Consider the following 24367-nt stretch of genomic DNA (forward strand, 5'->3'; position numbering starts at 1 on the left):
AGATAGAGTGGTTGATGTAAATCGTTTTAAAAGTATGCAAATCACACTCGCCTCTCCAAGTAAGGTCCGTTCATGGTCTTACGGAGAAGTCAAAAAGCCAGAAACCATTAACTACCGGACTCTGAAGCCGGAGAGAGAAGGGCTTTTTGATGAGGTTATCTTTGGACCAACCAAGGATTGGGAGTGTGCCTGTGGGAAATACAAGCGCCTCCGTTACAAGGGCATCATCTGTGACCGCTGTGGAGTTGAAGTAACCCAAGCACGTGTGCGTCGGGAACGTATGGGGCATATCGAGTTGAAAGCCCCTGTATCTCATATCTGGTATTTCAAAGGAATCCCAAGTCGAATGGGCTTGACCTTGGATATGAGCCCGCGTGCCTTGGAGGAAGTGATTTACTTTGCAGCCTATGTGGTGATTGATCCAAAAGATACGCCATTGGAGCATAAGTCTATCATGACTGAGCGTGAGTACCGGGAAAATCTTCGTCGCTATGGTTCAGGCTCCTTTGTCGCAAAAATGGGAGCAGAAGCAATCCAAGACTTGTTGAAACAAGTGAATTTGGAAGCTGAAATTAAAGAATTGAAAGCAGAACTTAAGTCTGCAACAGGTCAAAAACGTGTCAAGGCTGTTCGTCGTTTGGACGTATTGGATGCCTTTCATAAGTCTGGGAATAAGCCGGAATGGATGATTCTAAACATCCTTCCGGTTATCCCACCAGATCTTCGTCCAATGGTTCAATTGGACGGTGGGCGTTTTGCGGCCTCTGACTTGAACGATCTTTATCGTCGGGTCATCAACCGGAACAACCGTTTGGCACGTCTATTGGAGCTGAATGCACCTGGAATCATTGTTCAAAATGAAAAACGGATGTTGCAAGAAGCCGTTGACGCCTTGATTGACAATGGTCGTCGTGGTCGTCCAATTACAGGTCCAGGAAGCCGACCATTAAAATCCTTGAGTCACATGTTGAAAGGAAAACAAGGACGCTTCCGTCAAAACTTGCTTGGTAAACGGGTAGACTTCTCTGGTCGTTCGGTTATCGCAGTTGGCCCGACCTTGAAAATGTACCAATGTGGTGTTCCACGTGAAATGGCGATCGAGCTTTTCAAGCCATTTGTTATGCGGGAAATTGTTGCTCGTGATATTGTGCAAAACGTTAAGGCAGCTAAGAAGTTGGTTGAACGTGGCGATGAACGCATCTGGGATATCCTAGAAGAAGTCATTAAAGAGCACCCAGTTCTGTTGAACCGCGCACCTACCCTTCACCGTTTGGGAATTCAGGCCTTTGAGCCAGTTCTGATTGACGGGAAAGCTATTCGTCTTCACCCACTTGTCTGTGAGGCCTACAATGCCGACTTTGACGGGGACCAAATGGCGATTCACGTTCCGCTATCGGAAGAAGCTCAAGCAGAAGCTCGTATTTTGATGTTGGCTGCAGAGCACATTTTGAATCCAAAAGACGGGAAGCCGGTTGTTACTCCATCTCAGGACATGGTTTTGGGGAACTATTACTTAACCATGGAAGAAGCTGGACGTGAAGGCGAAGGTATGGTCTTTAAAGACGCGGATGAAGCTATTATGGCATGGCGCAATGGTCTTGTTCACGTACACACTCGTGTCGGAATTGCGACGGATAAATTAGATAAACCTTGGACAGATAGCCAACAAGGTAAGATCATGATTACAACGGTTGGTAAAATCTTGTTTAATGCCATTATGCCAACGGAGTTGCCATACCTTCAAGAACCAACCAATGATAACTTGGTTAATGGTGTGCCGGATAAGTACTTCTTGGAAGCTGGTCAGGACATTCACACTGTTTTAGCAGGTTTAGAATTGAATGTACCATTTAAGAAGAAAAATCTTGGAAACATCATCGCTGAGATCTTTAAACGGTTCCGGACAACTGAAACGTCAGCACTCTTAGACCGTTTGAAGGATTTGGGTTACTATCATTCAACCTTGGCTGGTTTGACAGTGGGAATTGCCGATATCCCAGTTATTGCGAACAAGGAAGAGATTATCGAATCCTCTCATGAACGTGTTGAGCAAATCTCGAAACAATTCCGTCGTGGTATGATTACAGATGATGAACGGTATAATGCGGTTACGGGAGAATGGCGTGCTGCTAAAGAGCGCTTGGAAAATGCTTTGACAGCTAGTCAAGATCCGAAGAACCCAATCGTTATGATGATGGATTCTGGTGCCCGTGGTAACATTTCCAACTTCTCCCAGTTGGCCGGAATGCGTGGTTTGATGGCTGCTCCGAATGGACGTATCATGGAGTTGCCAATCTTGTCGAACTTCCGCGAAGGTTTGTCTGTTTTGGAGATGTTCTTCTCAACTCACGGTGCTCGTAAAGGTATGACGGATACGGCCTTGAAAACGGCCGATTCAGGTTATTTGACTCGTCGTTTGGTTGACGTTGCTCAAGATGTGATTATCCGTGAAGATGACTGTGGAACCGACCGTGGTCTCTTGATTCGCTCCATCACAGATGGCAAGGAAATGATTGAGGCTTTGGAAGAACGCTTGGCAGGTCGTTATACGAAGAAAACAATCAAGCATCCTGAAACAGGGGAAGTCTTGGCAGGACCAGATGTCTTGATTACAGAAGACATGGCTCGTACGATTATTGCTGCTGGTGTAGAAGAAGTCACTATCCGTTCTGTCTTCACATGTAATACTCGTCATGGTGTTTGTCGTCATTGTTATGGTATCAACTTGGCTACTGGGGACGCAGTTGAAGTTGGTGAGGCAGTTGGTACAATTGCCGCTCAATCGATCGGTGAGCCAGGTACCCAGTTGACCATGCGGACCTTCCACACGGGAGGGGTTGCTTCGAATACCGATATCACTCAGGGTCTTCCACGGGTTCAAGAGATCTTTGAGGCACGGAATCCAAAAGGGGAAGCCGTGATTACTGAGGTTAAAGGTGAAGTTGTAGCCATTGAGGAAGATGCTTCGACACGGACGAAGAAAGTCTTTGTTGAAGGAGAGCTTGGTAAAGGTGAATATGTGGTACCATTTACAGCTCGTATGAAGGTTGAAGTGGGTGACCAAGTAGCACGCGGTGCAGCGTTGACGGAAGGTTCTATCCAACCAAAACACTTGCTAGCTGTTCGTGATGTTCTTTCTGTTGAAACCTATCTATTGGCTGAGGTGCAAAAAGTTTACCGTAGCCAAGGGGTAGAGATCGGAGACAAGCACATTGAGGTTATGGTTCGTCAAATGATCCGTAAAGTACGCGTTATGGATCCAGGTGATACAGATCTTCTGATGGGAACTCTCATGGATATTACAGACTTCACTGATGCCAACCGTGATGTCCTCATTTCTGGTGGAATTCCAGCGACAGCTCGTCCAGTCTTGATGGGAATTACCAAGGCTTCCTTGGAAACTAATTCCTTCCTTTCTGCGGCATCCTTCCAGGAGACAACTCGTGTTCTTACAGACGCGGCTATCCGTGGTAAGAAAGACCATCTCCTTGGACTCAAGGAAAATGTTATCATCGGTAAGATTATTCCTGCAGGTACAGGTATGGCTCGTTACCGCAACCTGGAACCAAAAGCTGTGAATGAAGTGGAAACCATTGAAGAATTGATGGCTCCTGAGCTTGAAGTTGAAAAAGAAACAGTTGAAGAAGCGTTGACTGTGGATTAATAAGTATATTAGAGAGTAGGAGAGAACAAGACTAGGAAATCTTGTTTGTTGCAACTTCCTATTTCAAGTTGTAAGTTGAAACGGTCTGGAAAAAGATCGTTTCTCTCTCACTTCTGCGCAGTTCTGAAGGTCTTTTTGGAACCTGAACAGGGAAGGAAAAGCTCTTTCAACTACTGTGTCAGGGTTGTTTCTCTACATAAAATAGGAAGGCTGAGAAGATTGTCTCAGTCTTTTTTTGAGTTTTAATACTTTCTTTATCAAGGGAAATTTTATATAATATCTTCTAATAAGGGGAATCAGCTTATGTACCAAGTAGTAGAATTATATGGTGATTGTGAGCCCTGGTGGCTCTTGAACGATTGGCAGGAAGATCGTATCTCGCAGAAAGTTTTCGAAAAATATACACAGGCTCTGGCATACTATGAAGAAAAAATTCAGGAGTATCGAGCACTTTATTCCCAAGAGAGGCAAGAAGGGATAACGATGGCCGCTTTTTGGGAAGATGAGGATCAGCTCTGGTGTGAGGAGTGTGGAGACTTTTTGCAGCAGTACCATTCCCTAGTTCTACTAGAAGATGGTCGAGTGGTCTATGATCTAGATTCCTTACCTGTTGAAGATTTGATTTCGCTCAATGCTCATTGTCGGCTAGAAAAGAGAGCGAAGCGTGCATAGTGAAGTGGGTATTTGGATCAGTTCTTAGCCTAGATGCTAAGACCGGGCCAAATATCTTTTTTTTGAGAAAGGATTTATGATGGCTGTTCAATTATTAGAATCGTGGCTCTTACAGGAGCAGAGTAAGGTACAGGACAAGTATCGCGAACTTAATGCCCTTTGCTTACGAGAGCCGGAAATTATTTTTGCTGGGGACTCGATTGTTGAATATTTTCCCCTCCAAGAATTGCTTTTAACGAGTAAGACGGTTGCCAATCGTGGAGTTCGGGGGTATCAGAGTTCCCAATTGTTGGAGCATCGGACTCTTCATTTTTTTGGTCAAAATTTAGAACAGATTGTCCTGTTAATTGGGACCAATGATTTGGGAAAGGAAGTCCCCCTTGATCAGACCCTAGCGAATCTTGAGCAGCTATTCTACCTTTTACAACACGATTATCCTTTGGTGGAGATTACCTTGCTTTCTGTTTTACCAGTTTTTGAAAGCGAGGAGACAAAAAGTAAACTCTATACTCGAAGCAATCTAGGAATTCAGAAGATGAATCAGGCTTATGAGCTTCTAGCCCAACGTTTTCCTCAGGTGAACTATGTAGATGTGGCGAGTGCATTGATGGATGAGCAAGGGCAATTGAAGAAAAGTTTTACAACCGATGGTTTGCATTTGACAGTAGCCGGCTATGCTTGTTTGGTTAAGGCTTTGCAACCTTATTTGCCTCGCTGAAGAACTTGGCAAGACCAGTCTGGTCTGCTATAATGGGTGAGTTATGAAAAAAATGATTGAAAAAAATAAAGTAGTTTTCGCAGCTATTCTTTTTGCGGCGATTAGTCTAGCTTTAGTTCTCTATGTTGCGAATATTGTGCAGGGCTTTCACTATTTATTGGGAGTTTTTTCTCCTATTATTATTGGGGCAGCTTTGGCTTTTGTCTTTAATGTACCTATGAAAAAAATCGAAGGGAAGTTACGGGATTGGAAGGTGGCACCGGGTCTTTTACGGCCACTTTCGATTACCTCGGTCTTGCTTCTGTTTCTAGCGATTTTTTCGGGTGTAGTGGCTATTATTGTGCCAACTTTGGCAAGCTCTGTAAACAGTTTGACCCACACGCTTCAACAAGTGATTCCACAAATTGGATCTTGGTTAGCTTCAACGGGATTGGTAAATACAGATCAGCTTCAAGATATCTACAAATACCTTACAGATAGCGGCATTCTTAATAAAGGTGCTCAGATTTTGGCAAACTTGACGGGCAACCTAAGCGGGATTGTAGGAAATGTTTTTACAGTTATGATGGCGCTCTTTCTGATGTTTGCTATGTTAGGAAGTAAGGAACATTTGGCTTCGATTACCAATCGGATCTTAGATGTGACTCTTCCCAAGAAAGTTGGGGATCGCTTGCGTTATGTCGGTACAGTCATGGTGGAGACTTACGATGGTTTCTTGATGGGACAGTTGATTGAAGCTTTTATCATTGGCTTTCTAGTTTTTGCAGCCTACAGCTTAGCTGGGTTACCATTTGCTTCCATGACTGCTGTTCTGGCAGGTGTCTTATCCTTTATCCCTTATATTGGTCCCTTTGCAGCTTGTGCTCTGGGTGCTGTGTTTATCTTTACCATCAGTCCTTTGCAGGCTTTATTGTCGATTGTAGTTTTCCAATTGGTTCAATTAGTAGAAGGGAACTTGATTTATCCACGCGTTGTGGGTTCCCAGGTTGGGTTGCCGAGTCTTTTTACCTTAGCAGCAGCCTTGATCGGTGGAAATCTTTTTGGTCTAGTTGGGATGATTTTCTTCACGCCTATCTTCGCAGTGATTTACCGTTTGGTGAAGGAAGCTGTGGAAGCGAAAGAAATGGAGAAGGAGTTATCCTCATCTGAATCTGACTAACTTGATTAGGTCCTTCGGGACCTTTTTCATATATTTTCATAAACTTAATGAACATATATGAACACTCGTGTAATTTTTTGTAAAAAATAGGACTATACTCTTTTAAAGGTGCCTAGAATATGCTAAACTGATAAACAGTTACATTATGGTTAGGGAGGTTGTCTAAATGGTAGAATCGAATTATCGCGAATATGCCAAGAAAGACAAAGAGTATTTAGTGAAGGATATTGAGGCGTTACGGCTAAACATCGGGGCTTCAATCCATGAATTGTCAAAAGAAATGGATGTCTCTATGGATACGTATTTCTCTTGGAAATATGGTCGTAGTTTCCCAAATCCTAAATCGATTGAAAAGATTGTGGCTTTTATGGAATCGGATAAGCCGGAAAAATTACGGGAAGATATTCGACAACGAAAAGAAGAAATCCGTCAGCGTAGGTTGGGACGCAAGAGTACTCGTGAGTGGACCAAGGAGGACTTAGACCGGGCGGAGAAATTCTTACATGAAATTGCAGAGTTTCGTAAAGATTACGAGCTAAATGAAGCTCAATTACTAGCGATTCTTAAAATTACACAAAATACTTGGGAAAAATGGACTGAGGGCATGAGTTTGCCGTCTGTTGGGAAAATGTTTGATTTACGGGATCGGATGCGGACTTATCGCAAGAAGAATCCTGTAAAATAGGAAAAAGATGATGCAAGAATTGGAAGTTTAGGAACCTCCAATTCTTTTTTGCTTCAGAAAAAGGTATAATAAGGTTTAATAAGGAGGATAGAGTAATGAGATTTTTTGAAAAATCGCAAAAATTAGAACATGTGGCTTACGATATCCGAGGGCCCGTTTTAGAAGAGGCGATGCGGATGCGAGCCAATGGGGAACAAATCCTTCGGTTGAATACGGGGAATCCAGCTGAATTTGATTTTAAAGCTCCAGATGAGGTAATTCAAGATCTCATTCTCAATGCTCGTCAAAGTGAGGGATATTCGGATTCCAAGGGAATTTTTTCTGCTCGCAAGGCGATTATGCAGTATTCCCAACTTAAGGGGATTCCAGCAGTGGATATCGAAGATATTTTTATTGGTAATGGGGTTAGTGAGCTGATTGTCATGTCCATGCAAGGTCTTTTGGATAATGGGGATGAAGTACTGATTCCAATGCCAGATTATCCCCTATGGACCGCAGCAGTGAGTTTGGGTGGTGGTAAGCCAGTCCATTATGTCTGTGATGAAGAGGCGAATTGGTATCCAGATATGCAGGATATTCGTTCTAAAATTACAGAACGAACAAAGGCGATTGTTATCATCAATCCGAATAATCCGACCGGCTCTCTTTATCCCCGCGAGGTATTAGAGGATATTGTTCAAATTGCTCGTGAGCACAATTTGATTATTTATGCAGATGAAATCTATGATCGCTTGGTGATGGATGGAAAAGAGCACATTGCAATTGCTAGTTTGGCACCAGATTTATTCTGTGTCAGCATGAATGGCTTATCTAAATCCCATCGTATTGCTGGATTCCGTGTGGGTTGGATGGTCTTGTCGGGTGAGAAAAAACATGTACGAGGCTATATTGAAGGTCTCAATATGTTGGCCAACATGCGTCTGTGTTCCAATGTCTTAGCCCAACAGGTGGTGCAAACTTCCTTAGGCGGGTATCAATCTGTAGATGAGTTGCTCTTACCAGGGGGACGTATCTATGAGCAACGGAATTTTATGTATGAGGCCGTGAACGCTATCCCAGGATTATCGGCAGTCAAACCGAGTGCGGGTCTTTACCTTTTCCCTAAGATTGATCGGAATATGTATAAGATTGATGACGATGAACAGTTTGTACTTGATTTTCTGAAGCAGGAAAAGGTTTTATTAGTGCATGGCCGTGGTTTTAACTGGAAAGAGCCAGATCATTTCCGGATTGTTTACCTCCCTCGAGTTGAAGAGCTTGCTCAAGTTCAAGAAAAAATGGAGAGATTTTTAGCTCAATATCGTTATTAGTTGCCATTATTTAGAAAATTCTGATACAATAGGTAAAGAATAATGAGGTGAACTATGGCAACGTTATTGCAAAAAACGACACGGATTACTTCTATTTTGAAGGGATCATATGAGCAATCCCATGATGAGATGCCTTTTGCATCTATTGCTCAACGCTTGTCGGAAATTATCGATTGTAATTCTTGTATCATTAATAGCCAAGGTGACTTGCTTGGCTATTTTATGCGTTATAAAACAAATAATGACCGGGTAGAAGCTTTCTTTGAAAGCAGAAAATTGCCGGAAGCCTATGCTAAAGAAGCCAGTTTTGTATATCAAACAGAAGCTAACTTAGATGTCAATTCTGATTTATCGATCTATCCGGTTGAGACCAAAGAGAATCATCCCGATGGAGTGACTACGGTTGCGCCTATCCATATTACAGGGATTCGCCTAGGTTCTTTGATTATTTGGCGGAATGATCAGCCATTTAACGAAGATGATTTGATTTTGGTTGAGATTGCTAGTACCGTAGTGGGCTTGCAAATGCTCAACCATCAGCGGGAAATTGATGAGGAGAACATTCGTCGGAGGACCACGGTTAGCATGGCGGTGAATACCTTATCCTATTCTGAATTACGAGCCGTTTCTGCTATTCTTGAGGAATTGGGTGGTACGGAAGGCCAATTAACAGCCTCAGTCGTTGCTGATCGGATTGGGATTACCCGAAGTGTTATTGTCAATGCCCTTCGTAAATTGGAATCAGCAGGTGTGATTGAGAGCCGCTCTCTAGGTATGAAGGGGACCTATCTTAAAGTCTTGATTCCGGATGTTTTTGAAGAAATTAAGAAAAGAGAATTTTAATGACAAAAGCAGTTTTATCCATTGATTATACAAGGGATTTTGTGGCAAGCAATGGAAGGTTAACGGCAGGGAAACCGGCTCAAGCCATTTCAGAAACGATAGCGGCTGTCAGTCAAAAAGCTTGGGAGGCTGGAGCCTATGTTTTCTTTATGATTGATGAACATCTGGAAGGAGATCTTTACCATCCAGAGACTCAACTTTTCCCACCTCATAACATTCGTGGGACTGAAGGACGCTATTTATATGGTCCCTCTAAAGAATTTTTTGAAGAGCACCAAGAATCGAATCGTGTTTACTGGATGGATAAGCATTATTATTCTGCCTTTGCAGGAACTATGCTGGACATCTATTTAAGGGAGCGCAAGGTTGACACCTTGGTATTGACGGGAGTACTCACAGATATTTGTGTGCTCCATACGGCTATTGATGCCTATCAGAAGGGTTATAAAATTGAAGTCGTTACAGACGCAGTAGCCAGTATCACAGAAGCCCAACATCAATTTGCATTAGAACATATGAAAGATGTTTTAGGGGCTAAGTTGATTTCATCCGAAGAATTAGAGTTTTGACTTGAGGCTGGAAATTATTCCAGCCTCAAAATTTTCGTTGGGGTTCCCTTCACGATTCAGTTTTATATAGAACGGAACAACTATTTTGTGAAGTACCATTCAAATACGAATAATTGGAATTGGTTTTGCAAATTCAATGCTCTACATTCATACAACAGAATTGTTGGTTGCCCCAATCAATTTCTGCATCAAAGTGTTTTTACGGTATAACAAGAGAAGGCTGGGATTTTTTACCAAGCCTCTGTTCCACTCCCTATTTTTCACGCCTGAAATGTGGTAAAATAAGGAAGATTTACATGGAACCTTAAAGGAGACAGAATGAAGATTTCACATCAAGAAGTGGCTCATGTGGCCAATCTATCAAAACTAGCCTTCACTGCTGAAGAGACAGAGAAGTTTGCGACGGATCTGACCAAGATTGTCGATATGGTTGAAATGTTAAATGAATTGGATACAGAAGGGGTGGCGGTAACCTCATCTGTAGTGACTCAGGTTAATGTTCTTCGAGAAGACCAAGCACAAGCGGGTTGGAATCGAGAAGAATTATTTGAAAATGTACCTGAAAAAGACAAGGGCTTTATCAAAGTTCCAGCCATTTTCGAAGAGGGAGGCAGCAATTAATGAGACTGCAAGAACAAACACTCGATCAACTGCATGAACTCTTGGTAAAAAAAGAAATCTCAGTTGAAGAATTGACCAAGGAATCCTTGGCGGATATTCAAGAGCGGGAAGCCGCACTAGGAAATTTCATTACCATAAATGAAGAGGGAGCTTTAGAAAAGGCTCGTGCTCTAGATGCTAAAGGAGTGGATGCTGATAATGTCTTGAGTGGAATTCCGGTAGCGGTTAAGGATAATATCTCTACTAAAGGAATTTTAACAACGGCAGCATCCAAAATGCTTTATAACTACAAGCCAATTTTTGATGCGACTAGTGTTGAGAACCTCTATAATAAGGAGATGATTGTGATTGGGAAAACCAACATGGATGAGTTTGCCATGGGTGGTTCCAATGAAACATCTTATTTTAAACCAAGTAAGAACGCCTGGGATCAAAGCAAAGTTCCGGGAGGTTCTTCCGGTGGTTCTGCCTCAGCTGTGGCGGGTGGTCAAGTTCGTCTGTCCTTGGGATCAGATACAGGAGGCTCCATTCGTCAACCTGCGGCTTTTAATGGAATTGTGGGAATGAAACCGACTTATGGTCGAATTTCACGCTTTGGTTTGATTGCCTTTGCATCTTCCTTGGATCAAATTGGACCATTTGCTCCGACAGTTCGTGAAAATGCCTATTTGCTAGGAGCTTTATCAGGACATGACAATCGTGATGCGACTTCTGCACCGGTTTCTGTACCTGATTTTACTAGTAAGATTGGTCAGGATCTGACAGGTATGAGAATCGCTCTCCCTAAAGAGTATATGGGTGAAGGGATTGATGCGGCAGTTAAGGAGCAAATCTTGGCGGCTGCTAAGAAATTTGAAGAGCTAGGTGCGCGTGTGGAAGAAGTTAGTCTCCCTCATAGTCGCTATGGTGTAGCCGTTTATTACATCATCGCTTCTTCAGAAGCTGCTTCCAATCTTCAACGTTTTGACGGTATTCGTTATGGATTTAGAGCAGAAGCTATTGAAAATCTTGAGGATGTCTATGTGAAGACACGGAGTCAGGGATTTGGGGATGAGGTTAAACGCCGGATTATGTTGGGGAACTTCAGTCTATCATCTGGTTATTATGATGCCTATTTCAAAAAAGCTGGGCAGGTACGGACCTTGATTATGGAAGATTTCCGTAAGGTTTTTGAAGGTTATGATTTGATTATGGGACCAACTTCTCCAACGGTTGCCTTTGATTTGGGAAGCCGGATTGAGGATCCAGTTTCTATGTATTTAGCGGATCTTTTGACCATTCCGGTAAACTTGGCGGGTCTACCAGGCATGTCTCTACCAGCTGGATTTGCGGATGGTTTACCAGTTGGTTTGCAATTGATTGCCAATCATTTCCAAGAAGAAACCTTGTATCAGGCTGCTGCAGCTTTTGAGGCAGCAACTAGCTACCATCTAGAAAAACCAGCGATTTTCGGAGGAGTTAAGTAATGAATTTTGAAACCATTATTGGATTGGAAGTCCACGTGGAGTTGAAAACAGCTTCCAAGATTTTTTCACCAGCTCCTGCGCATTTTGGTGAGGATCCAAATGCGAATACTAATATTATTGACTGGGCTTTTCCAGGAGTCTTACCCGTCTTAAATAAAGGGGTAGTGGATGCTGGAATTAAAGCCTCTCTAGCTCTTAATATGGATTTGCATCGGGATATGCACTTTGACCGGAAAAACTATTTCTATCCTGATAATCCCAAAGCTTATCAAATCTCTCAATTTGATGAGCCGATTGGCTACAATGGTTGGATCGATATTGAATTAGAGGATGGAACGACCAAAAAAATCCGTGTAGAACGGGCTCATTTGGAAGAAGATGCTGGGAAAAACACTCATGGAACCGATGGTTATTCTTATGTAGATTTGAACCGCCAAGGGGTGCCTTTGATTGAGATTGTTTCGGAAGCAGATATGCGCAGTCCAGAAGAAGCCTATGCTTATTTGACAGCTCTCAAGGAAATCATTCAATATACGGGGATTTCTGATGTCAAGATGGAAGAAGGCTCCATGCGGGTTGATGCGAACATTTCGCTTCGTCCTTATGGTCAAGAAGTTTTTGGAACCAAAACAGAATTAAAAAACCTCAACTCCTTTAACTATGTGCGTAAAGGATTGGAGTATGAAATCAAACGGCAGGCTGAAATTCTACGATCTGGTGGTGTCATCCGTCAAGAAACCCGTCGTTACGATGAGGCAACCGGTGAAACGATCCTTATGCGTGTGAAGGAAGGAGCAGCCGATTACCGTTATTTCCCAGAACCAGATCTTCCGCGGGTTCAGTTAGACGATGCTTGGATTGAAGCAGTTCGTCAAGAATTACCAGCATTTCCGAAGGAACGTCGCCAACGGTACCGTGAAGAGTTTGGTTTGAGTGAGTACGATGCTCGTCAATTGACTGCGAATAAGTTCCAATCAGATTTCTTTGAAGCGGCAGTGGCTCTTGGAGGAGATGCTAAACAAGTCTCCAACTGGTTACAAGGAGAAGTGGCTCAATACCTTAATGCCAATAGTCAAAGCTTAGAACAAATTGCTTTGACACCAGAGAATTTGGTGGAGATGATTGGTTTGATTGCAGATGCAACGATTTCGTCTAAAATTGCTAAAAAAGTCTTTGTGCATCTTGCGAAAAATGGCGGTTCAGCGCGTGAATATGTTGAGCAAGCAGGCTTGGTTCAAATTTCGGATCCAGCAGTCTTGGTTCCAATCATTCATCAAGTGTTTGCAGAACAGCCTGCTGCGGTGGCAGACTTCAAGTCTGGAAAACGTAATGCAGACAAGGCCTTTACAGGGTTCTTGATGAAGGCAACCAAAGGTCAAGCTAACCCACAAGTGGCTCAAGCTCTTCTTAAAGAAGAATTGCAAAAACTCTTAGAGGACTAATGCTTGCTACCTCGTTATCTTTAGAATCAGAATCTTTGTGACCGTTCAGGAAGATAATGAGCAAATTCGATGAAGATTGAATGACGGTTCAGCAACGAGGTTTGGTCATGCTAGATTTTGAAATTTAAGGAGTACTGGAAAGGTCGAGACACCTGTTTGTAGCGTGTCCCGGCCTTTCTCTTGATTTTGGAAATGTTTATGAAAGGAGTCTCTGTGGAACAGAATAAATTGGGGACAGCATCAATCTTGTCTCTCTTACGGCAATTGGCTATACCGGCGGTCATTGCCAATGTTGTCAACGCTCTCTACAATATCGTGGATCAGATTTTTATTGGTCAGGGAATTGGTTATTTGGGGAATGCAGCAACCAATGTAGCTTTTCCTTTAACAACCCTGTGCTTAGCTTTGGGCTTGATGCTGGGACTCGGGGCTGCTGCTCGTTTTAACTTGGAGTTAGGGCGTGGAAACAATGCTTTAGCTAAGAAAGTCATGGGGAATGCCTTTGCAACTCTTGCGGTAGTAGGGCTATTCCTGTGTTTGATATTGCAAATTTTTTTAGGCCCACTTTTAACCCTTTTTGGGGCGACGGAAAGTATCTATGATTTGGCCCTGACCTATACCAGTGTTTCGATTTGGGGTGTTCCTTTTTTGCTCTTTTCCATTGGGGCTAACCCCTTGGTTCGTGCTGATGGTTCGTCTACTTATTCGATGGTGGCGATTATTTCAGGAGCGGTGGTGAATACCTTACTGGATCCCCTGTTTATTTTTAGTTTTGGTTGGGGGATGGCTGGAGCTGCTTGGGCAACGGTACTGGGGCAATTTGTTTCAGCGCTGATTTTAGCTCTCTACCTCCCTCGCTTTAAGAGTGTGCAGATCCAACGGGAGGACTTTCGTTTGCAAGGAACCTTGGTTCGCTCCTTTGCTTTTTTAGGGATGGCCTCTTTCATCTTTCAATCGTCTAATTTATTAGTGCAGATTGTGACCAATCAGTCACTTCGTTTTTATGGTGAAACTTCGGTTTATGGGAGTGATATTCCTATAGCGGTAGCTGGGATTGTAGCTAAAATTAACGTTATTATGATTTCCTTGATTATCGGGATTGTTCAAGGTTCTCAGCCGATATTAAGTTTCAATTATGGAGCTGAAAATTGGGAGCGAGTGCGGGAAACCATTCGTATTGCCATTGTTTGGGTATCAGTCATTGGCTTTGGAACTTGGATTGCTTTTGAAGGTTTTCCATATGAATTCTTGTCCCTGTTTGGATCGGGAAGTGATGTGTATTTTGAATTTGGGATTGCCTATCTACGGGCCTTCTTCCTCTTTTCTTTTGTAAATGGAGTGCAAATTTTTTCAGCAACTTACTTTCCAGCCATCGGTCAGGCTAAGATGGGAGCAAAGATTTCCCTACTCAAGCAATTAGGACTTATTTTGCCCTTCCTATTGGTGATGCCACGCTTTTTCGGGGTTGTGGGATTAGCCTATGCGATGCCCCTAGCTGATCTTATTGCCTTTGTGGTCGCGGGTCGTGCCTTGTGGAATGCCTACCATCGACTTGGTTTTCCTTTTGAAGCAAAAGAAGGGGATATGGTATAATGGAAACTAGTACAGTGGAAAATGGAGTAGCTTGTGTCAATTGAGCAGTATAAGCCGGATTACACGGTAGAAGCGGTCTATGATATCGCAGTAGAAGATTTAAAAAAGCTAGGGATTGAGGCAGTCTTGGTTGATTTGGATAATACCTTGATTGCTTGGAACAACCCAGACGGGACACCGGAGATGAAGAATTGGTTGCATCAAGTACAGGATGCGAGCATTCAGATTATGGTGGTCTCCAATAATACCAAGAAGCGGGTTACGCGAGCGGTTGAGAAATTCGGAATTGGCTTTGTTTATTGGGCTCTAAAACCCTTTAGTTTTGGAATTAATCGAGCTTTAGCCAAGTTACAAGTTGATCGGTCTAAGGTTGTTATGGTCGGGGATCAATTGATGACGGATATTCGGGCAGCTCATCGAGCTGGAATTCGGTCGATTCTAGTTAAACCCTTGGTCCAACATGATTCCATTAATACGAAGTTTAACCGAGCTAGGGAACGACGGGTTCTTAAAAAATTGGAAGCCAAGTATGGCCCTATGAAATTTCATAAAGGATTGTAAATGCAAGAAACATTATTTTGTATCGGTTGCGGTGCTGAAATTCAAACAGATCAAAAAGAGAAGGCGGGCTATACTCCACCAGCAGCTTTAGAAAAAGGATTGGAAACGGGAGAACTCTACTGCCAACGTTGTTTCCGTCTTCGCCATTACAATGAAATTAGTGATGTGGAGATGACAGACGAAGACTTCCTGCGCCTTCTTCACGAGGTCGGAGATAGCGATGCTTTGGTGGTCAATGTTATCGATATTTTTGACTTTAACGGTTCAGTGATTCCTGGTTTGTCACGTTTTGTTTCCGGGAACGATGTCCTTCTTGTCGGGAATAAAAAGGACATTCTGCCAAAATCCGTCAAGGATAAAAAATTATTGCGCTGGTTGACTGAACGAGCTCATGAAGAAGGTCTGCGACCGGTGGATGTCCAATTAACCAGTGCACAAAATAAGGAAGCCATTAAAGATTTAATTGAAAAAATTGATCGCTACCGTAAAGGGCGTGATGTCTATGTGGTAGGAGTTACGAATGTAGGCAAGTCTACTCTGATTAATGCCATTATTCAGGAATTATCAGGGGATAGGAATGTGATTACAACCAGTCGATTCCCAGGGACGACTCTGGATAAAATTGAGATTCCCTTAGAAGATGGTCGTTTTATCTATGATACCCCAGGAATTATCCATCGTTACCAGATGGCTCATTATCTAGAAGGCAAGGATCTGAAATTAGTCAGTCCGAAAAAAGAGCTAAAACCTAAAACCTACCAACTTAATCCAGAGCAAACCCTCTTCTTTGGCGGTTTAGCACGCTTGGATTTTGAAGCCGGTGACCGGCAAGGCTTTACAGCTTACTTTGAGAATGAACTGACCATCCATCGAACCAAACTAGCTGGGGCAGATGCTTTTTACGACAAACATGTTGGAGACTTGTTGCAACCACCAAGGAAGAAAAAGTTAGACAGTTTCCCAAGGCTAGTCCCTCATAACTTGATCATCACTGAAAAAAGTGATGTCGTCTTTTCAGGTTTGGGGTGGGTTCGTATCCCTCAAGCTGCTCGCTTGGTTGCCTGGGCACCTGAAGGAGTTACAGTTCTAGTTCGTCCAGCGATTATTTAATTGTGGTTCGATTTAAAAAAGGCTATACACAGTCAAAAGTATAAGGAGAATTATGTCACTAACAAGCAAACAAAGAGCTTTTTTAAAGGCTGAAGCCCATCATATGAAACCCATTATTCAGATTGGAAAAAATGGTTTGAATGATGAAATCAAAACCAGTATCCGGAAGGCCTTGGATGCGCGTGAATTGATTAAAATTACACTATTGCAAAATACAGATGAAAATATTCATGATGTTGCAGAAACTCTAGAGGAAGAAATTGGCCTGGATACAGTCCAAAAAATTGGTCGGATATTGATTCTCTTCAAACCTTCTGCCAAAAAAGAAAATCGCAAATTGTCCATTAAAGTTCGTGAGGTATAATACCGAACGAACTTTAAAATCAACATACTCGGGAAATTTCAAAGAGCTGACATGGAAGCATGCTTGTGAATCTACAGGCTACACTACGGATAGATTTCATCAAAGAGATTTGACAAAGTCAGACTTTGAGAATTATTGAGTTTAAGAAGGAGAAACGATGGCACTTGAACTAGTCACACCTTTTACGAAAGTTGCTCTGCAACCGGATTTACCAGAGAAGAAACGCAAACAAGTCGGGATCTTGGGAGGGAATTTCAATCCCGTCCATAATGCTCACCTGTTAGTAGCGGATCAGGTGCGGCAGCAATTGAGTTTGGACCAGGTCTTGCTCATGCCAGAGTTTATTCCCCCTCATAAGGATAAAAAAGAAACAATTGACCAGCACCACCGTCTGATGATGTTAGAGTTGGCTTTGAATGGAAAAGAAGGTTTGGGGATTGAGCGTTTAGAATTAGAACGCCAGGGGATTAGTTATACCTATGATAGTATGAAAATGCTCACGGAGGCTAATCCAGATACGGATTATTACTTTATTATTGGGGCGGATATGGTGGAATATCTTCCTAAATGGCACCGAATTGATGAACTTTTAGAATTGGTACAGTTTGTAGGTGTTCAACGCCCTAAATATAAGGCAGGGACCTCTTATCCTGTAATCTGGGTAGATGTACCGCTAATGGATATTTCCTCTAGCATGGTCCGTGATTTTATTGCAGCAGGCCGTGAACCTAATTTTTTGTTACCGGAACTGGTTTGGAACTATATCAAACGTGAGGGCTTATACAAATGACCTATTCCTTATATCTCCCCTTTGATAGGGATTCTTTGCTGGAGCGTTTAGGTCAGACTTTGAGCCCGCATCGGTATCAGCATGTTTTGAATGTGGAAAAAGCTGCGATACAATTGGCGGAAACCCATGGTTATGATTCCATCAAGGCTGGTTTAGCAGGTCTGCTTCATGACTATGCTAAGGAAAAGCCAGATAGCTATTTTCAGAAATTGATCAAAGAACGGGACTTAAATCCAGACTTGCTGCAATGGGGGAATAACCTTTGGCATGGTTATCTGGGGATTTATGCCATTCAAGAGGAGCTGGGACTGGAGGATGTCGAAATCCTAGAAGCCATTCGAGTGCATACGATTGGGAAAGCGGACATGTCGCCCTTGGATATGATTCTCTATGTGGCTGATTACATCGAGGAAGGGCGAGATTTTCCTGGCGTTGAGGAGGCCAGACGGATAGCTTTTTCTTCTCTAGAAGAGGGTGTAGCTTATGAAACAGCGGAAACTCTTTCTTTTCTAGCCAAGAAACGAATTCCTATTTATCCTCAAACCATCGAAACCTATAATGCATACAGACACTTTTTAGAGAGGTAAACAATGGAAGGAAATCAATTATTAGAACTTGTTGTTAAAGCTGCGGATGAAAAGCGGGCTGAAGATCTGGTTGCCTTAGATGTTCAAGAGTTGACGAGTGTAACAGACTATTTTGTTATTGCCAGCTCGATGAATAGCCGCCAATTAGAAGCGATTGCTGATAATGTCCGTGAAAAGGCTCAAGAAGCTGGCTTAGAAGTCGGTCCTCTTGAGGGGAATGTGGCCAGTGGCTGGGTTCTCTTGGATTTGGGGGCAGTAGTGTTCCATGTCTTTTCAGAGGAAGTTCGCAATGATTACAATTTGGAGAAACTTTGGCATGAAGCGGAAATGGTTGACATTTCTAGCTATGTAGATTAAAGAATATAAAGGAGGACAGTGTTTGAGGAATCCAAGTAGCTATTTACCTGGATTTCTAAGTGTCCTCTTTTTCGAATATAGAGGTATCGGATGACAACTTACGAAACATTTGCGCGTGTGTATGATTCCATTATGGATGATCAACTTTATGACCAGTGGCTAGCCTTTACACAAGACCATCTTACCCCAGATACAAAAGATATTTTGGAATTGGCCTGTGGGACAGGTATTCTATCTCTGAAACTAGACCAAGCTGGTTACCGAGTAAAAGGCCTAGATCTAAGTCCAGAGATGGTGGATTTAGCCCAGAAACGAGCTCAGGAAGCCGGCCGAAATATTGAGTTTATCCAGGGGAATATGTTGGCATTACCTGCTATGGATGCTGTGGACGCTGTGACTTGCTATTCGGATTCTATCTGCTATTTAGGAGATGAAGTTGAAGTTGGAGATGCTTTCCAGCAGGTTTTCCAGGTCCTAAAATCTGGTGGTCGCTTTCTGTTTGATGTTCATTCGATTTATCAAATGGAAGAAGTTTATCCGGGTTATAGTTACCATGAGAATGCAGAAGATTTTGCCTTTGTTTGGGATTCCTATCCGGATGAGCCGCCTTATTCGATCGTTCATGAATTAACCTTCTTTTTGCAAGAAGAAGATGGTCGTTTTGTACGCAAGGATGAAGTCCATGAAGAAAGAACTTATGAACGTCTAACTTATGAGATTTTGTTGGAACAAGCTGGTTTTACCAATATCCAGATGTTTGCAGATTTCACCCATCAAGCTCCAGATGAAAAAAGTCTGCGTTGGTTCTTCGTAGCGGAAAAACCATGAAAATAAGCGGAGTCATTGCAGAGTTTAACCCTTTTCATAATGGCCATCGTTACCTCTTGGATCAAATGGAAGGTCTTAAAATTGTGGCTATGTCTGGTAATTTTGTCCAGAGAGGCGAGCCGGCTTTTGTGGATAAATGGGTTCGGGCACAGATGGCTTTGTCTCAGGGAGCGGATCTAGTTTTAGAGCTTCCCTTTCTAGTCAGTGTTCAAGCTGCCGATTTTTTTGCAACTGGAGCGGTTGCAATTTTGGCGAGAGCTGGGGTAGAGGAGCTTGTTTTTGGAAGTGAAGAAGTCCATGATTACAATCAGTTATTAGAGGTTTATAGGAGTCAAGCTGAGAAGATGAGCAGGTATATGGATCAACTTCCATCATCCTTATCTTATCCTCAGAAGAGCCAAGCTACCTGGGAGAAATTTGTGGGCCTAACCTTTAGCGGCCAAAAACCTAATCATATTTTAGGGTTGGCCTATACCAAGGCTGTTGCGGATGCTAATCTAACTCTAAAGGCTGTCCAACGCCAGGGAGCTGGTTTTCATTCATTGGATAAGAATCAGAGTTATGCATCTGCTACCGCTCTGCGCCATCATCGGGGAGACTTGGAATTTATTAAGCGGCATAGCCCCGTAGCGAATCTTTTAAGCCAAGCTCCGCAGCAAGATTGGTCTTTGTACTGGCCCTTATTGCGCTATCAGATTCTTAGTTATCCAAATCTGCAAGAGATTTATCAAGTTAATGAAGAATTAGCGCAGCGCTTACTTCAGGCGATTGATCGGGTCAATTCGGTAGAGGAACTGGTTGCAGCGGTGACGACCAAGCGTTTTACTAAAGCACGGGTGAGACGTGTCTTAACTTATATTCTGGTAGGGGCTAAGGAGACTTCCTTGCCGGAATCCCTGCATGTACTAGGTTTTTCGGAGCAGGGGCGTCAGCACCTAGCGTTTTTGAAGAAACAAGTCAAGCTAGTAACACGGATTGGAGCGGAGCCTTGGGATGTTCTGACGCAGAAGGCTGATAAGATTTATAGCCTAGGTCAAGAGGGCATTGAAGAGCAAAATTTTGGACGGATTCCGATTCAATGGGGTGGAGAGTAAATTCTTTTTTGCGTCAGCTTTTGGAAAGTGATATAATAACGCGTGAATGCAGTAATTAAAGGAGAAGAACATGGGACGTAAATGGGCCAATATTGTGGCAAAAAAGACAGCTAAAGATGGTGCTAACTCTAAAGTTTATGCAAAATTTGGGGTTGAAATTTATGTGGCAGCTAAAAAAGGGGAACCAGATCCTGAGTTGAATGCAGCTCTTAAGTTTGTTGTGGATCGAGCTAAGCAAGCGCAGGTTCCTAAACACGTTATTGATAAGGCTATTGATAAGGCCAAGGGAAATACAGACGAAACCTTTACTGAAGGTCGCTATGAAGGCTTTGGACCAAATGGTTCAATGTTGATTGTCGATACTCTTACTTCCAACGTGAATCGGACTGCAGCCAATATTCGTGCAGCTTTTGGTAAGAATGGTGGAAACATGGGAGCGAGTGGTTCGGTTTCCTACATGTTTGATAACAAGGGTGTGATTGTTTTTGCAGGTGACGATGCAGATGCTATTTTTGAATTACTTCTGGAAGCGGATGTTGATGTTGATGATGTAGAAGCAGAAGAAGGAAGCATTACGGTCTATACAGCACCAACTGATTTGCACAAAGCTGTAGAGGCTCTTCGTGGAGAGGGAATTGAAGAGTTCCAAGTTACAGAATTGGAAATGATTCCTCAATCGGAAGTGCAATTAGAGGGGGATGACCTCGCTGTCTTTGAAAAACTAGTGGATGTCTTGGAAGATGATGAAGATGTTCAAAAAGTTTACACAAATGTAGACGGATTCTAGAAATACCCAAAAGACCGAAAAGGAACGTTTTCGGTCTTTTTTGTGTTTCTTAATACTAGCTAGTAGAATTTTTCTTTCTTTTTTGTTACTATCTTAAGTAGAAACTAAAAGGAGGTTTTTCATGAAAATGAAAAAAGTCATTTCTCTTGCCCTTGTTGCTGTATCTGCTCTCGTGATTGCAGCTTGCTCCAACAATGCCTCAGACTCTTCTGAAGCTTCTGGCAAGGAAGTTGTACGTGTAGCAACCAATGCCTCACCAAAACCATTTAACTATGAAGATGAAAAAGGGGAGTTGACAGGTTACGAGATTGAAGTTGTAAAAGCAATTTTCAAAGACTCAGAGAAGTATTCCCTTGAATTTGAAAAAACAGAATGGTCAAGTATCTTCGCAGGTTTGGATAGTGATCGTTACCAAATGGCTGTTAACAACATTTCTTATACTGAGGAGCGTGCAGGTAAATACCTCTATGCTTATCCAGTAGCTAAGAATCCCAATGTTTTAGTTGTCCAAAAGGATGATGATAGCATCAAGTCTATGGATGATCTTGGTGGTAAGAAAACGGAGGTTGTTCAAGGAACGAACTCTGCTGCCCAATTGGAAGAATGGAACAAGGAACATGCCGAGAATCCAACCGAGCTTTCCTATACAAAAGCTGACTTCCAACAAATCATGACACGTTTGAATGACGGTCAAGCAGACTACAAGATTTTTGACCGTATCTCTGTTGAAACAATCATCAAGAATCAGGGCTTGAACAATCTGAAAATTATTGAATTGCCAGATACAGCTCAGCCATTTGTTTATCCAATTTTTGCTAAAGGTCAAGATAACTTGAAAGAATTTGTCGATGGACGTATCAAAGAGCTTCAAGCAGATGGTACTCTGGACAAGCTTTCTAAAGAATTCTTTGGTGGCGACTTTGCACCAACGGCTGAAGATTTGAAATAATCTAAAAAGTAGTTCCTTGGGAGCTACTTTTTGAGTACCTTATAAAGTATTTTGATAATCAGCATAAAAAAACAATACTAGTCGAAGGAGTCAGCTTCTGTTATTCTACTATTAAGAAAAGAAAAGGAGCTTGCTTATGAAACTGAAATCGGTATTGAAAATTGTAGGACTAACATCATTAGCTGCTTTCGCCTTGGCGGCTTGTGCTCCATCAAGTGATGCAAAAGAGAATGCCAACACAATTCGTGTGGGATTAATGGCTAAAAGTGATACGGAGGAAGCTCGCTGGGATAAAATTGAAGAACTGCTCAAAGATGAAGGTGTTAGTTTGGAGTATACAGAGTTTACGGATTACTCCCAACCTAATAAGGCAACCGCAAATGGAGAAGTGGACGTTAATGCCTTCCAGCATTACAATTTCTTGAATAATTGGAATGAGGAAAACAATGGGACTCTTGTTCCAATTGCGGATACTTATTTCACAGCTTTCCGTCTTTATTCGGGTACTAAAGATGGGTCTGAGCGCTATACAAGTGTTGAGCAAATTCCAGATGGGGGCACTATCGCCATTCCAAACGATCCTGTGAATGAAAGTCGGGCACTCTATCTTCTTCAATCAGCAGGTTTATTGAAGTTGGATGTTTCTGGTGACACTTTTGCAGCTATCTCCAATATTAAAGAAAATCCAAAGAATCTTAGCATTAAAGAGCTAGATGCAAGTCAAACGGCTCGTTCCTTGGGATCCGTCGATGCAGCTATTGTTAATAATGATTTTGTTCAAGAAGCGGGGATTGATTTTAAAAAGGCGATTTTTGTTGAAGTACCAGATGAAAACTCCAAACAATGGTACAATTTCTTAGCGGCTAAGGAAGATTGGGAAAAATCTCCAAAAGCTGATGCATTGAAAAAATTGATTAAGGCTTACCATACTGACGAGGTGAAAAAAGTGATTGAAGAATCTTCAGGTGGTTTGGATCAGCCTGTTTGGTAATCGAATAGAAGGTTGGGATTTCTACCCAGCCTTTTTGTTTTCTGCTGTTCCAGTATCATTTAGGGATTGATAAAGATTTTTTATGATGCGGATAAAAAACCCATACTAGGCAGCTAGAAGGAGGTTTGTTATCCTATTATCAAGAACAATAAAGGAGTTTAATTATGAAATTGAAATCAATTTTGAAAGTAGTAGGTTTGACAGCCTTAGCAGGGCTAACGCTTGCAGCCTGTGTGAACACGGGCGGTTCTTCTTCCGACAATAATACTCTTCGTGTAGGGCTCATGGCTAAAAGTGATTCTGAAGAAAAACGTTGGGAAAAAATTGAAGAGCTATTGGAGAAAGAAGGGGTGAAGCTGGAGTATACAGAGTTTACGGATTATTCACAGCCAAATATCGCCACTGCTAACGGGGATGTTGATCTTAATGCTTTTCAACATTATAACTTCTTAGATAACTGGAATGAAGAAAATAAAGGAGACTTGGTAGCCATTGCGGATACCATCATTTCCCCAATCCGTCTTTACTCAGGAACAAAGGACGGTAAAAATCGTTACACTAGTGTAGATCAAATTCCCGATGGTGCAACAATCACAGTTCCGAATGATGCTACAAACGAGAGCCGTGCCCTCTACCTTCTTCAATCAGCCGGTTTGATTAAGTTGGATGTTTCCGGTAAAGAGTTGGCAACGATTGCGAATGTCAAAGAAAATCCAAAGAAATTGGACATCAAAGAATTGGATGCTAGTCAAACAGCTCGTTCTTTAGATTCAGCAGATGCAGCAGTTGTTAATAATACCTTTGTATCTGAAGCAGGACTTGATTTCAAGAAAGCCCTCTTTGTTGAAGTTGCAGATGAGAACTCACAACAATGGTACAATGTTCTTGCTGCTAAGAGCGACTGGGAAAAATCTGATAAAGCAGATGCTTTGAAGAAGTTAATCAAAGCCTACCACACGGATGATGTGAAAAAAGTCATCGAAGAAACCTCAGAAGGTTTGGATCAACCAGTTTGGTAAACCAGACACTGTATGCAAATCAAGCAAGAGGAGTGGGTTTGGAAGAAAGCCCACTCTTTTCTCGTACGACGGGCATGTCGTACATCTGAGGTGTAAGTCCTCTGTGGGCACCTGCTACCGGTGAACCCAATAGCGACTCCCAAGCCTGACTATCGTGAGGTAGCGGGGAGAGGAAGGGATAGCGAAAT

At 42.4% G+C, this 24367-nt stretch carries 24 protein-coding genes; all 24 read left to right on the top strand.

Annotation, left to right across the window (positions count from 1 at the left end; genetic code table 11):
- Positions 1–7 precede the first annotated feature (7 nt).
- Positions 8–3664 (top strand): DNA-directed RNA polymerase subunit beta', encoded by a 3657-nt coding sequence (gene rpoC / locus ACXM1Q_RS03850; RefSeq protein ID WP_458516346.1) that lies wholly within the window; start codon positions 8–10, stop codon positions 3662–3664.
- 303 nt (positions 3665–3967) lie between these two features.
- Positions 3968–4336, top strand: a complete 369-nt coding sequence (locus ACXM1Q_RS03855; protein ID WP_458516348.1) for a DUF1033 family protein — start codon at positions 3968–3970, stop codon at positions 4334–4336.
- Positions 4337–4415: 79 nt separating this feature from the next.
- Entirely contained in the window at positions 4416–5054 is a 639-nt protein-coding gene (locus ACXM1Q_RS03860; protein ID WP_458516385.1) for an SGNH/GDSL hydrolase family protein, read from the top strand.
- A 43-nt stretch (positions 5055–5097) separates the two neighbouring features.
- Positions 5098–6213, top strand: a complete 1116-nt coding sequence (locus ACXM1Q_RS03865) for an AI-2E family transporter (protein WP_458516350.1) — start codon at positions 5098–5100, stop codon at positions 6211–6213.
- Between the two features lie 166 nt (positions 6214–6379).
- The gene (locus ACXM1Q_RS03870; RefSeq protein ID WP_458516352.1) at positions 6380–6898 is read left to right on the top strand and encodes a hypothetical protein; all 519 of its coding nucleotides are present in this window, start codon (positions 6380–6382) and stop codon (positions 6896–6898) included.
- Between the two features lie 95 nt (positions 6899–6993).
- Positions 6994–8208 carry a pyridoxal phosphate-dependent aminotransferase gene (locus ACXM1Q_RS03875; protein ID WP_458516354.1) on the top strand — a complete coding sequence of 405 codons (1215 nt, stop codon included), beginning with the start codon at positions 6994–6996 and terminating at the stop codon, positions 8206–8208.
- Between the two features lie 54 nt (positions 8209–8262).
- Positions 8263–9051: a GTP-sensing pleiotropic transcriptional regulator CodY gene (gene codY, locus ACXM1Q_RS03880; RefSeq protein WP_458516356.1), complete on the top strand. Its 789-nt coding sequence runs from the start codon at positions 8263–8265 to the stop codon at positions 9049–9051.
- Positions 9051–9620 carry a cysteine hydrolase family protein gene (locus ACXM1Q_RS03885; RefSeq protein WP_458516358.1) on the top strand — a complete coding sequence of 190 codons (570 nt, stop codon included), beginning with the start codon at positions 9051–9053 and terminating at the stop codon, positions 9618–9620. Before codY ends, ACXM1Q_RS03885 begins: the two co-directional genes overlap by 1 nt.
- A gap of 318 nt (positions 9621–9938) precedes the next feature.
- Positions 9939–10241 carry an Asp-tRNA(Asn)/Glu-tRNA(Gln) amidotransferase subunit GatC gene (gene gatC / locus ACXM1Q_RS03890; RefSeq protein ID WP_458516360.1) on the top strand — a complete coding sequence of 101 codons (303 nt, stop codon included), beginning with the start codon at positions 9939–9941 and terminating at the stop codon, positions 10239–10241.
- Positions 10241–11707: an Asp-tRNA(Asn)/Glu-tRNA(Gln) amidotransferase subunit GatA gene (gene gatA / locus ACXM1Q_RS03895; protein WP_458516362.1), complete on the top strand. Its 1467-nt coding sequence runs from the start codon at positions 10241–10243 to the stop codon at positions 11705–11707. The genes gatC and gatA overlap by 1 nt, the downstream gene beginning before the upstream one ends.
- Positions 11707–13149, top strand: a complete 1443-nt coding sequence (gene gatB, locus ACXM1Q_RS03900; protein WP_458516364.1) for an Asp-tRNA(Asn)/Glu-tRNA(Gln) amidotransferase subunit GatB — start codon at positions 11707–11709, stop codon at positions 13147–13149. The genes gatA and gatB overlap by 1 nt, the downstream gene beginning before the upstream one ends.
- A gap of 213 nt (positions 13150–13362) precedes the next feature.
- Complete coding sequence (locus ACXM1Q_RS03905; RefSeq protein ID WP_458516366.1) at positions 13363–14742, top strand: MATE family efflux transporter; 1380 nt, start codon at positions 13363–13365, stop codon at positions 14740–14742.
- A gap of 33 nt (positions 14743–14775) precedes the next feature.
- A complete protein-coding gene (locus tag ACXM1Q_RS03910; RefSeq protein ID WP_458516368.1) occupies positions 14776–15303 on the top strand; it encodes a YqeG family HAD IIIA-type phosphatase in 528 nt (175 codons plus the stop codon).
- A complete protein-coding gene (gene yqeH, locus ACXM1Q_RS03915; RefSeq protein WP_458516370.1) occupies positions 15304–16413 on the top strand; it encodes a ribosome biogenesis GTPase YqeH in 1110 nt (369 codons plus the stop codon).
- Between the two features lie 52 nt (positions 16414–16465).
- Positions 16466–16777, top strand: coding sequence for a ribosome assembly RNA-binding protein YhbY (gene yhbY, locus ACXM1Q_RS03920; RefSeq protein WP_135037750.1), 312 nt, complete (start codon positions 16466–16468; stop codon positions 16775–16777).
- A gap of 157 nt (positions 16778–16934) precedes the next feature.
- Complete coding sequence (locus ACXM1Q_RS03925) at positions 16935–17567, top strand: nicotinate-nucleotide adenylyltransferase (RefSeq protein WP_135037747.1); 633 nt, start codon at positions 16935–16937, stop codon at positions 17565–17567.
- On the top strand, positions 17564–18154 hold the full coding sequence (gene yqeK / locus ACXM1Q_RS03930) for a bis(5'-nucleosyl)-tetraphosphatase (symmetrical) YqeK (protein ID WP_458516373.1): 591 nt from the start codon (positions 17564–17566) through the stop codon (positions 18152–18154). The genes ACXM1Q_RS03925 and yqeK overlap by 4 nt, the downstream gene beginning before the upstream one ends.
- 3 nt (positions 18155–18157) lie before the next feature.
- Positions 18158–18511, top strand: a complete 354-nt coding sequence (gene rsfS, locus ACXM1Q_RS03935) for a ribosome silencing factor (protein ID WP_135037741.1) — start codon at positions 18158–18160, stop codon at positions 18509–18511.
- Positions 18512–18601: 90 nt separating this feature from the next.
- Entirely contained in the window at positions 18602–19339 is a 738-nt protein-coding gene (locus ACXM1Q_RS03940) for a class I SAM-dependent DNA methyltransferase (RefSeq protein ID WP_458516375.1), read from the top strand.
- Positions 19336–20433: a nucleotidyltransferase gene (locus ACXM1Q_RS03945; protein WP_458516377.1), complete on the top strand. Its 1098-nt coding sequence runs from the start codon at positions 19336–19338 to the stop codon at positions 20431–20433. The genes ACXM1Q_RS03940 and ACXM1Q_RS03945 overlap by 4 nt, the downstream gene beginning before the upstream one ends.
- Positions 20434–20503: 70 nt before the next feature.
- On the top strand, positions 20504–21220 hold the full coding sequence (locus tag ACXM1Q_RS03950; protein ID WP_458516379.1) for a YebC/PmpR family DNA-binding transcriptional regulator: 717 nt from the start codon (positions 20504–20506) through the stop codon (positions 21218–21220).
- Between the two features lie 127 nt (positions 21221–21347).
- Positions 21348–22169, top strand: coding sequence for an amino acid ABC transporter substrate-binding protein (locus tag ACXM1Q_RS03955; RefSeq protein WP_458516387.1), 822 nt, complete (start codon positions 21348–21350; stop codon positions 22167–22169).
- A 136-nt stretch (positions 22170–22305) separates the two neighbouring features.
- Entirely contained in the window at positions 22306–23160 is an 855-nt protein-coding gene (locus ACXM1Q_RS03960) for a MetQ/NlpA family ABC transporter substrate-binding protein (protein WP_458516381.1), read from the top strand.
- Positions 23161–23324: 164 nt separating this feature from the next.
- On the top strand, positions 23325–24179 hold the full coding sequence (locus ACXM1Q_RS03965) for a MetQ/NlpA family ABC transporter substrate-binding protein (RefSeq protein ID WP_458516383.1): 855 nt from the start codon (positions 23325–23327) through the stop codon (positions 24177–24179).
- The last annotated feature ends 188 nt before the right edge of the window (positions 24180–24367 follow it).

The sequence above is a fragment of the Streptococcus sp. 10F2 genome (assembly GCF_054331515.2).

Bases quoted from the DNA above. Each gene is read 5' to 3' on its own strand.
- ACXM1Q_RS03855 (WP_458516348.1), top strand. From the start codon at position 3,968: ATGTACCAAGTAGTAGAATTATATGGTGATTGTGAGCCCTGGTGGCTC.
- ACXM1Q_RS03860 (WP_458516385.1), top strand. From the start codon at position 4,416: ATGGCTGTTCAATTATTAGAATCGTGGCTCTTACAGGAGCAGAGTAAG.
- ACXM1Q_RS03865 (WP_458516350.1), top strand. From the start codon at position 5,098: ATGAAAAAAATGATTGAAAAAAATAAAGTAGTTTTCGCAGCTATTCTT.
- ACXM1Q_RS03870 (WP_458516352.1), top strand. From the start codon at position 6,380: ATGGTAGAATCGAATTATCGCGAATATGCCAAGAAAGACAAAGAGTAT.
- ACXM1Q_RS03875 (WP_458516354.1), top strand. From the start codon at position 6,994: ATGAGATTTTTTGAAAAATCGCAAAAATTAGAACATGTGGCTTACGAT.
- codY (WP_458516356.1), top strand. From the start codon at position 8,263: ATGGCAACGTTATTGCAAAAAACGACACGGATTACTTCTATTTTGAAG.
- ACXM1Q_RS03885 (WP_458516358.1), top strand. From the start codon at position 9,051: ATGACAAAAGCAGTTTTATCCATTGATTATACAAGGGATTTTGTGGCA.
- gatC (WP_458516360.1), top strand. From the start codon at position 9,939: ATGAAGATTTCACATCAAGAAGTGGCTCATGTGGCCAATCTATCAAAA.
- gatA (WP_458516362.1), top strand. From the start codon at position 10,241: ATGAGACTGCAAGAACAAACACTCGATCAACTGCATGAACTCTTGGTA.
- gatB (WP_458516364.1), top strand. From the start codon at position 11,707: ATGAATTTTGAAACCATTATTGGATTGGAAGTCCACGTGGAGTTGAAA.
- yqeH (WP_458516370.1), top strand. From the start codon at position 15,304: ATGCAAGAAACATTATTTTGTATCGGTTGCGGTGCTGAAATTCAAACA.
- yhbY (WP_135037750.1), top strand. From the start codon at position 16,466: ATGTCACTAACAAGCAAACAAAGAGCTTTTTTAAAGGCTGAAGCCCAT.
- ACXM1Q_RS03925 (WP_135037747.1), top strand. From the start codon at position 16,935: ATGGCACTTGAACTAGTCACACCTTTTACGAAAGTTGCTCTGCAACCG.
- yqeK (WP_458516373.1), top strand. From the start codon at position 17,564: ATGACCTATTCCTTATATCTCCCCTTTGATAGGGATTCTTTGCTGGAG.
- rsfS (WP_135037741.1), top strand. From the start codon at position 18,158: ATGGAAGGAAATCAATTATTAGAACTTGTTGTTAAAGCTGCGGATGAA.
- ACXM1Q_RS03940 (WP_458516375.1), top strand. From the start codon at position 18,602: ATGACAACTTACGAAACATTTGCGCGTGTGTATGATTCCATTATGGAT.
- ACXM1Q_RS03945 (WP_458516377.1), top strand. From the start codon at position 19,336: ATGAAAATAAGCGGAGTCATTGCAGAGTTTAACCCTTTTCATAATGGC.
- ACXM1Q_RS03950 (WP_458516379.1), top strand. From the start codon at position 20,504: ATGGGACGTAAATGGGCCAATATTGTGGCAAAAAAGACAGCTAAAGAT.
- ACXM1Q_RS03955 (WP_458516387.1), top strand. From the start codon at position 21,348: ATGAAAAAAGTCATTTCTCTTGCCCTTGTTGCTGTATCTGCTCTCGTG.
- ACXM1Q_RS03960 (WP_458516381.1), top strand. From the start codon at position 22,306: ATGAAACTGAAATCGGTATTGAAAATTGTAGGACTAACATCATTAGCT.
- ACXM1Q_RS03965 (WP_458516383.1), top strand. From the start codon at position 23,325: ATGAAATTGAAATCAATTTTGAAAGTAGTAGGTTTGACAGCCTTAGCA.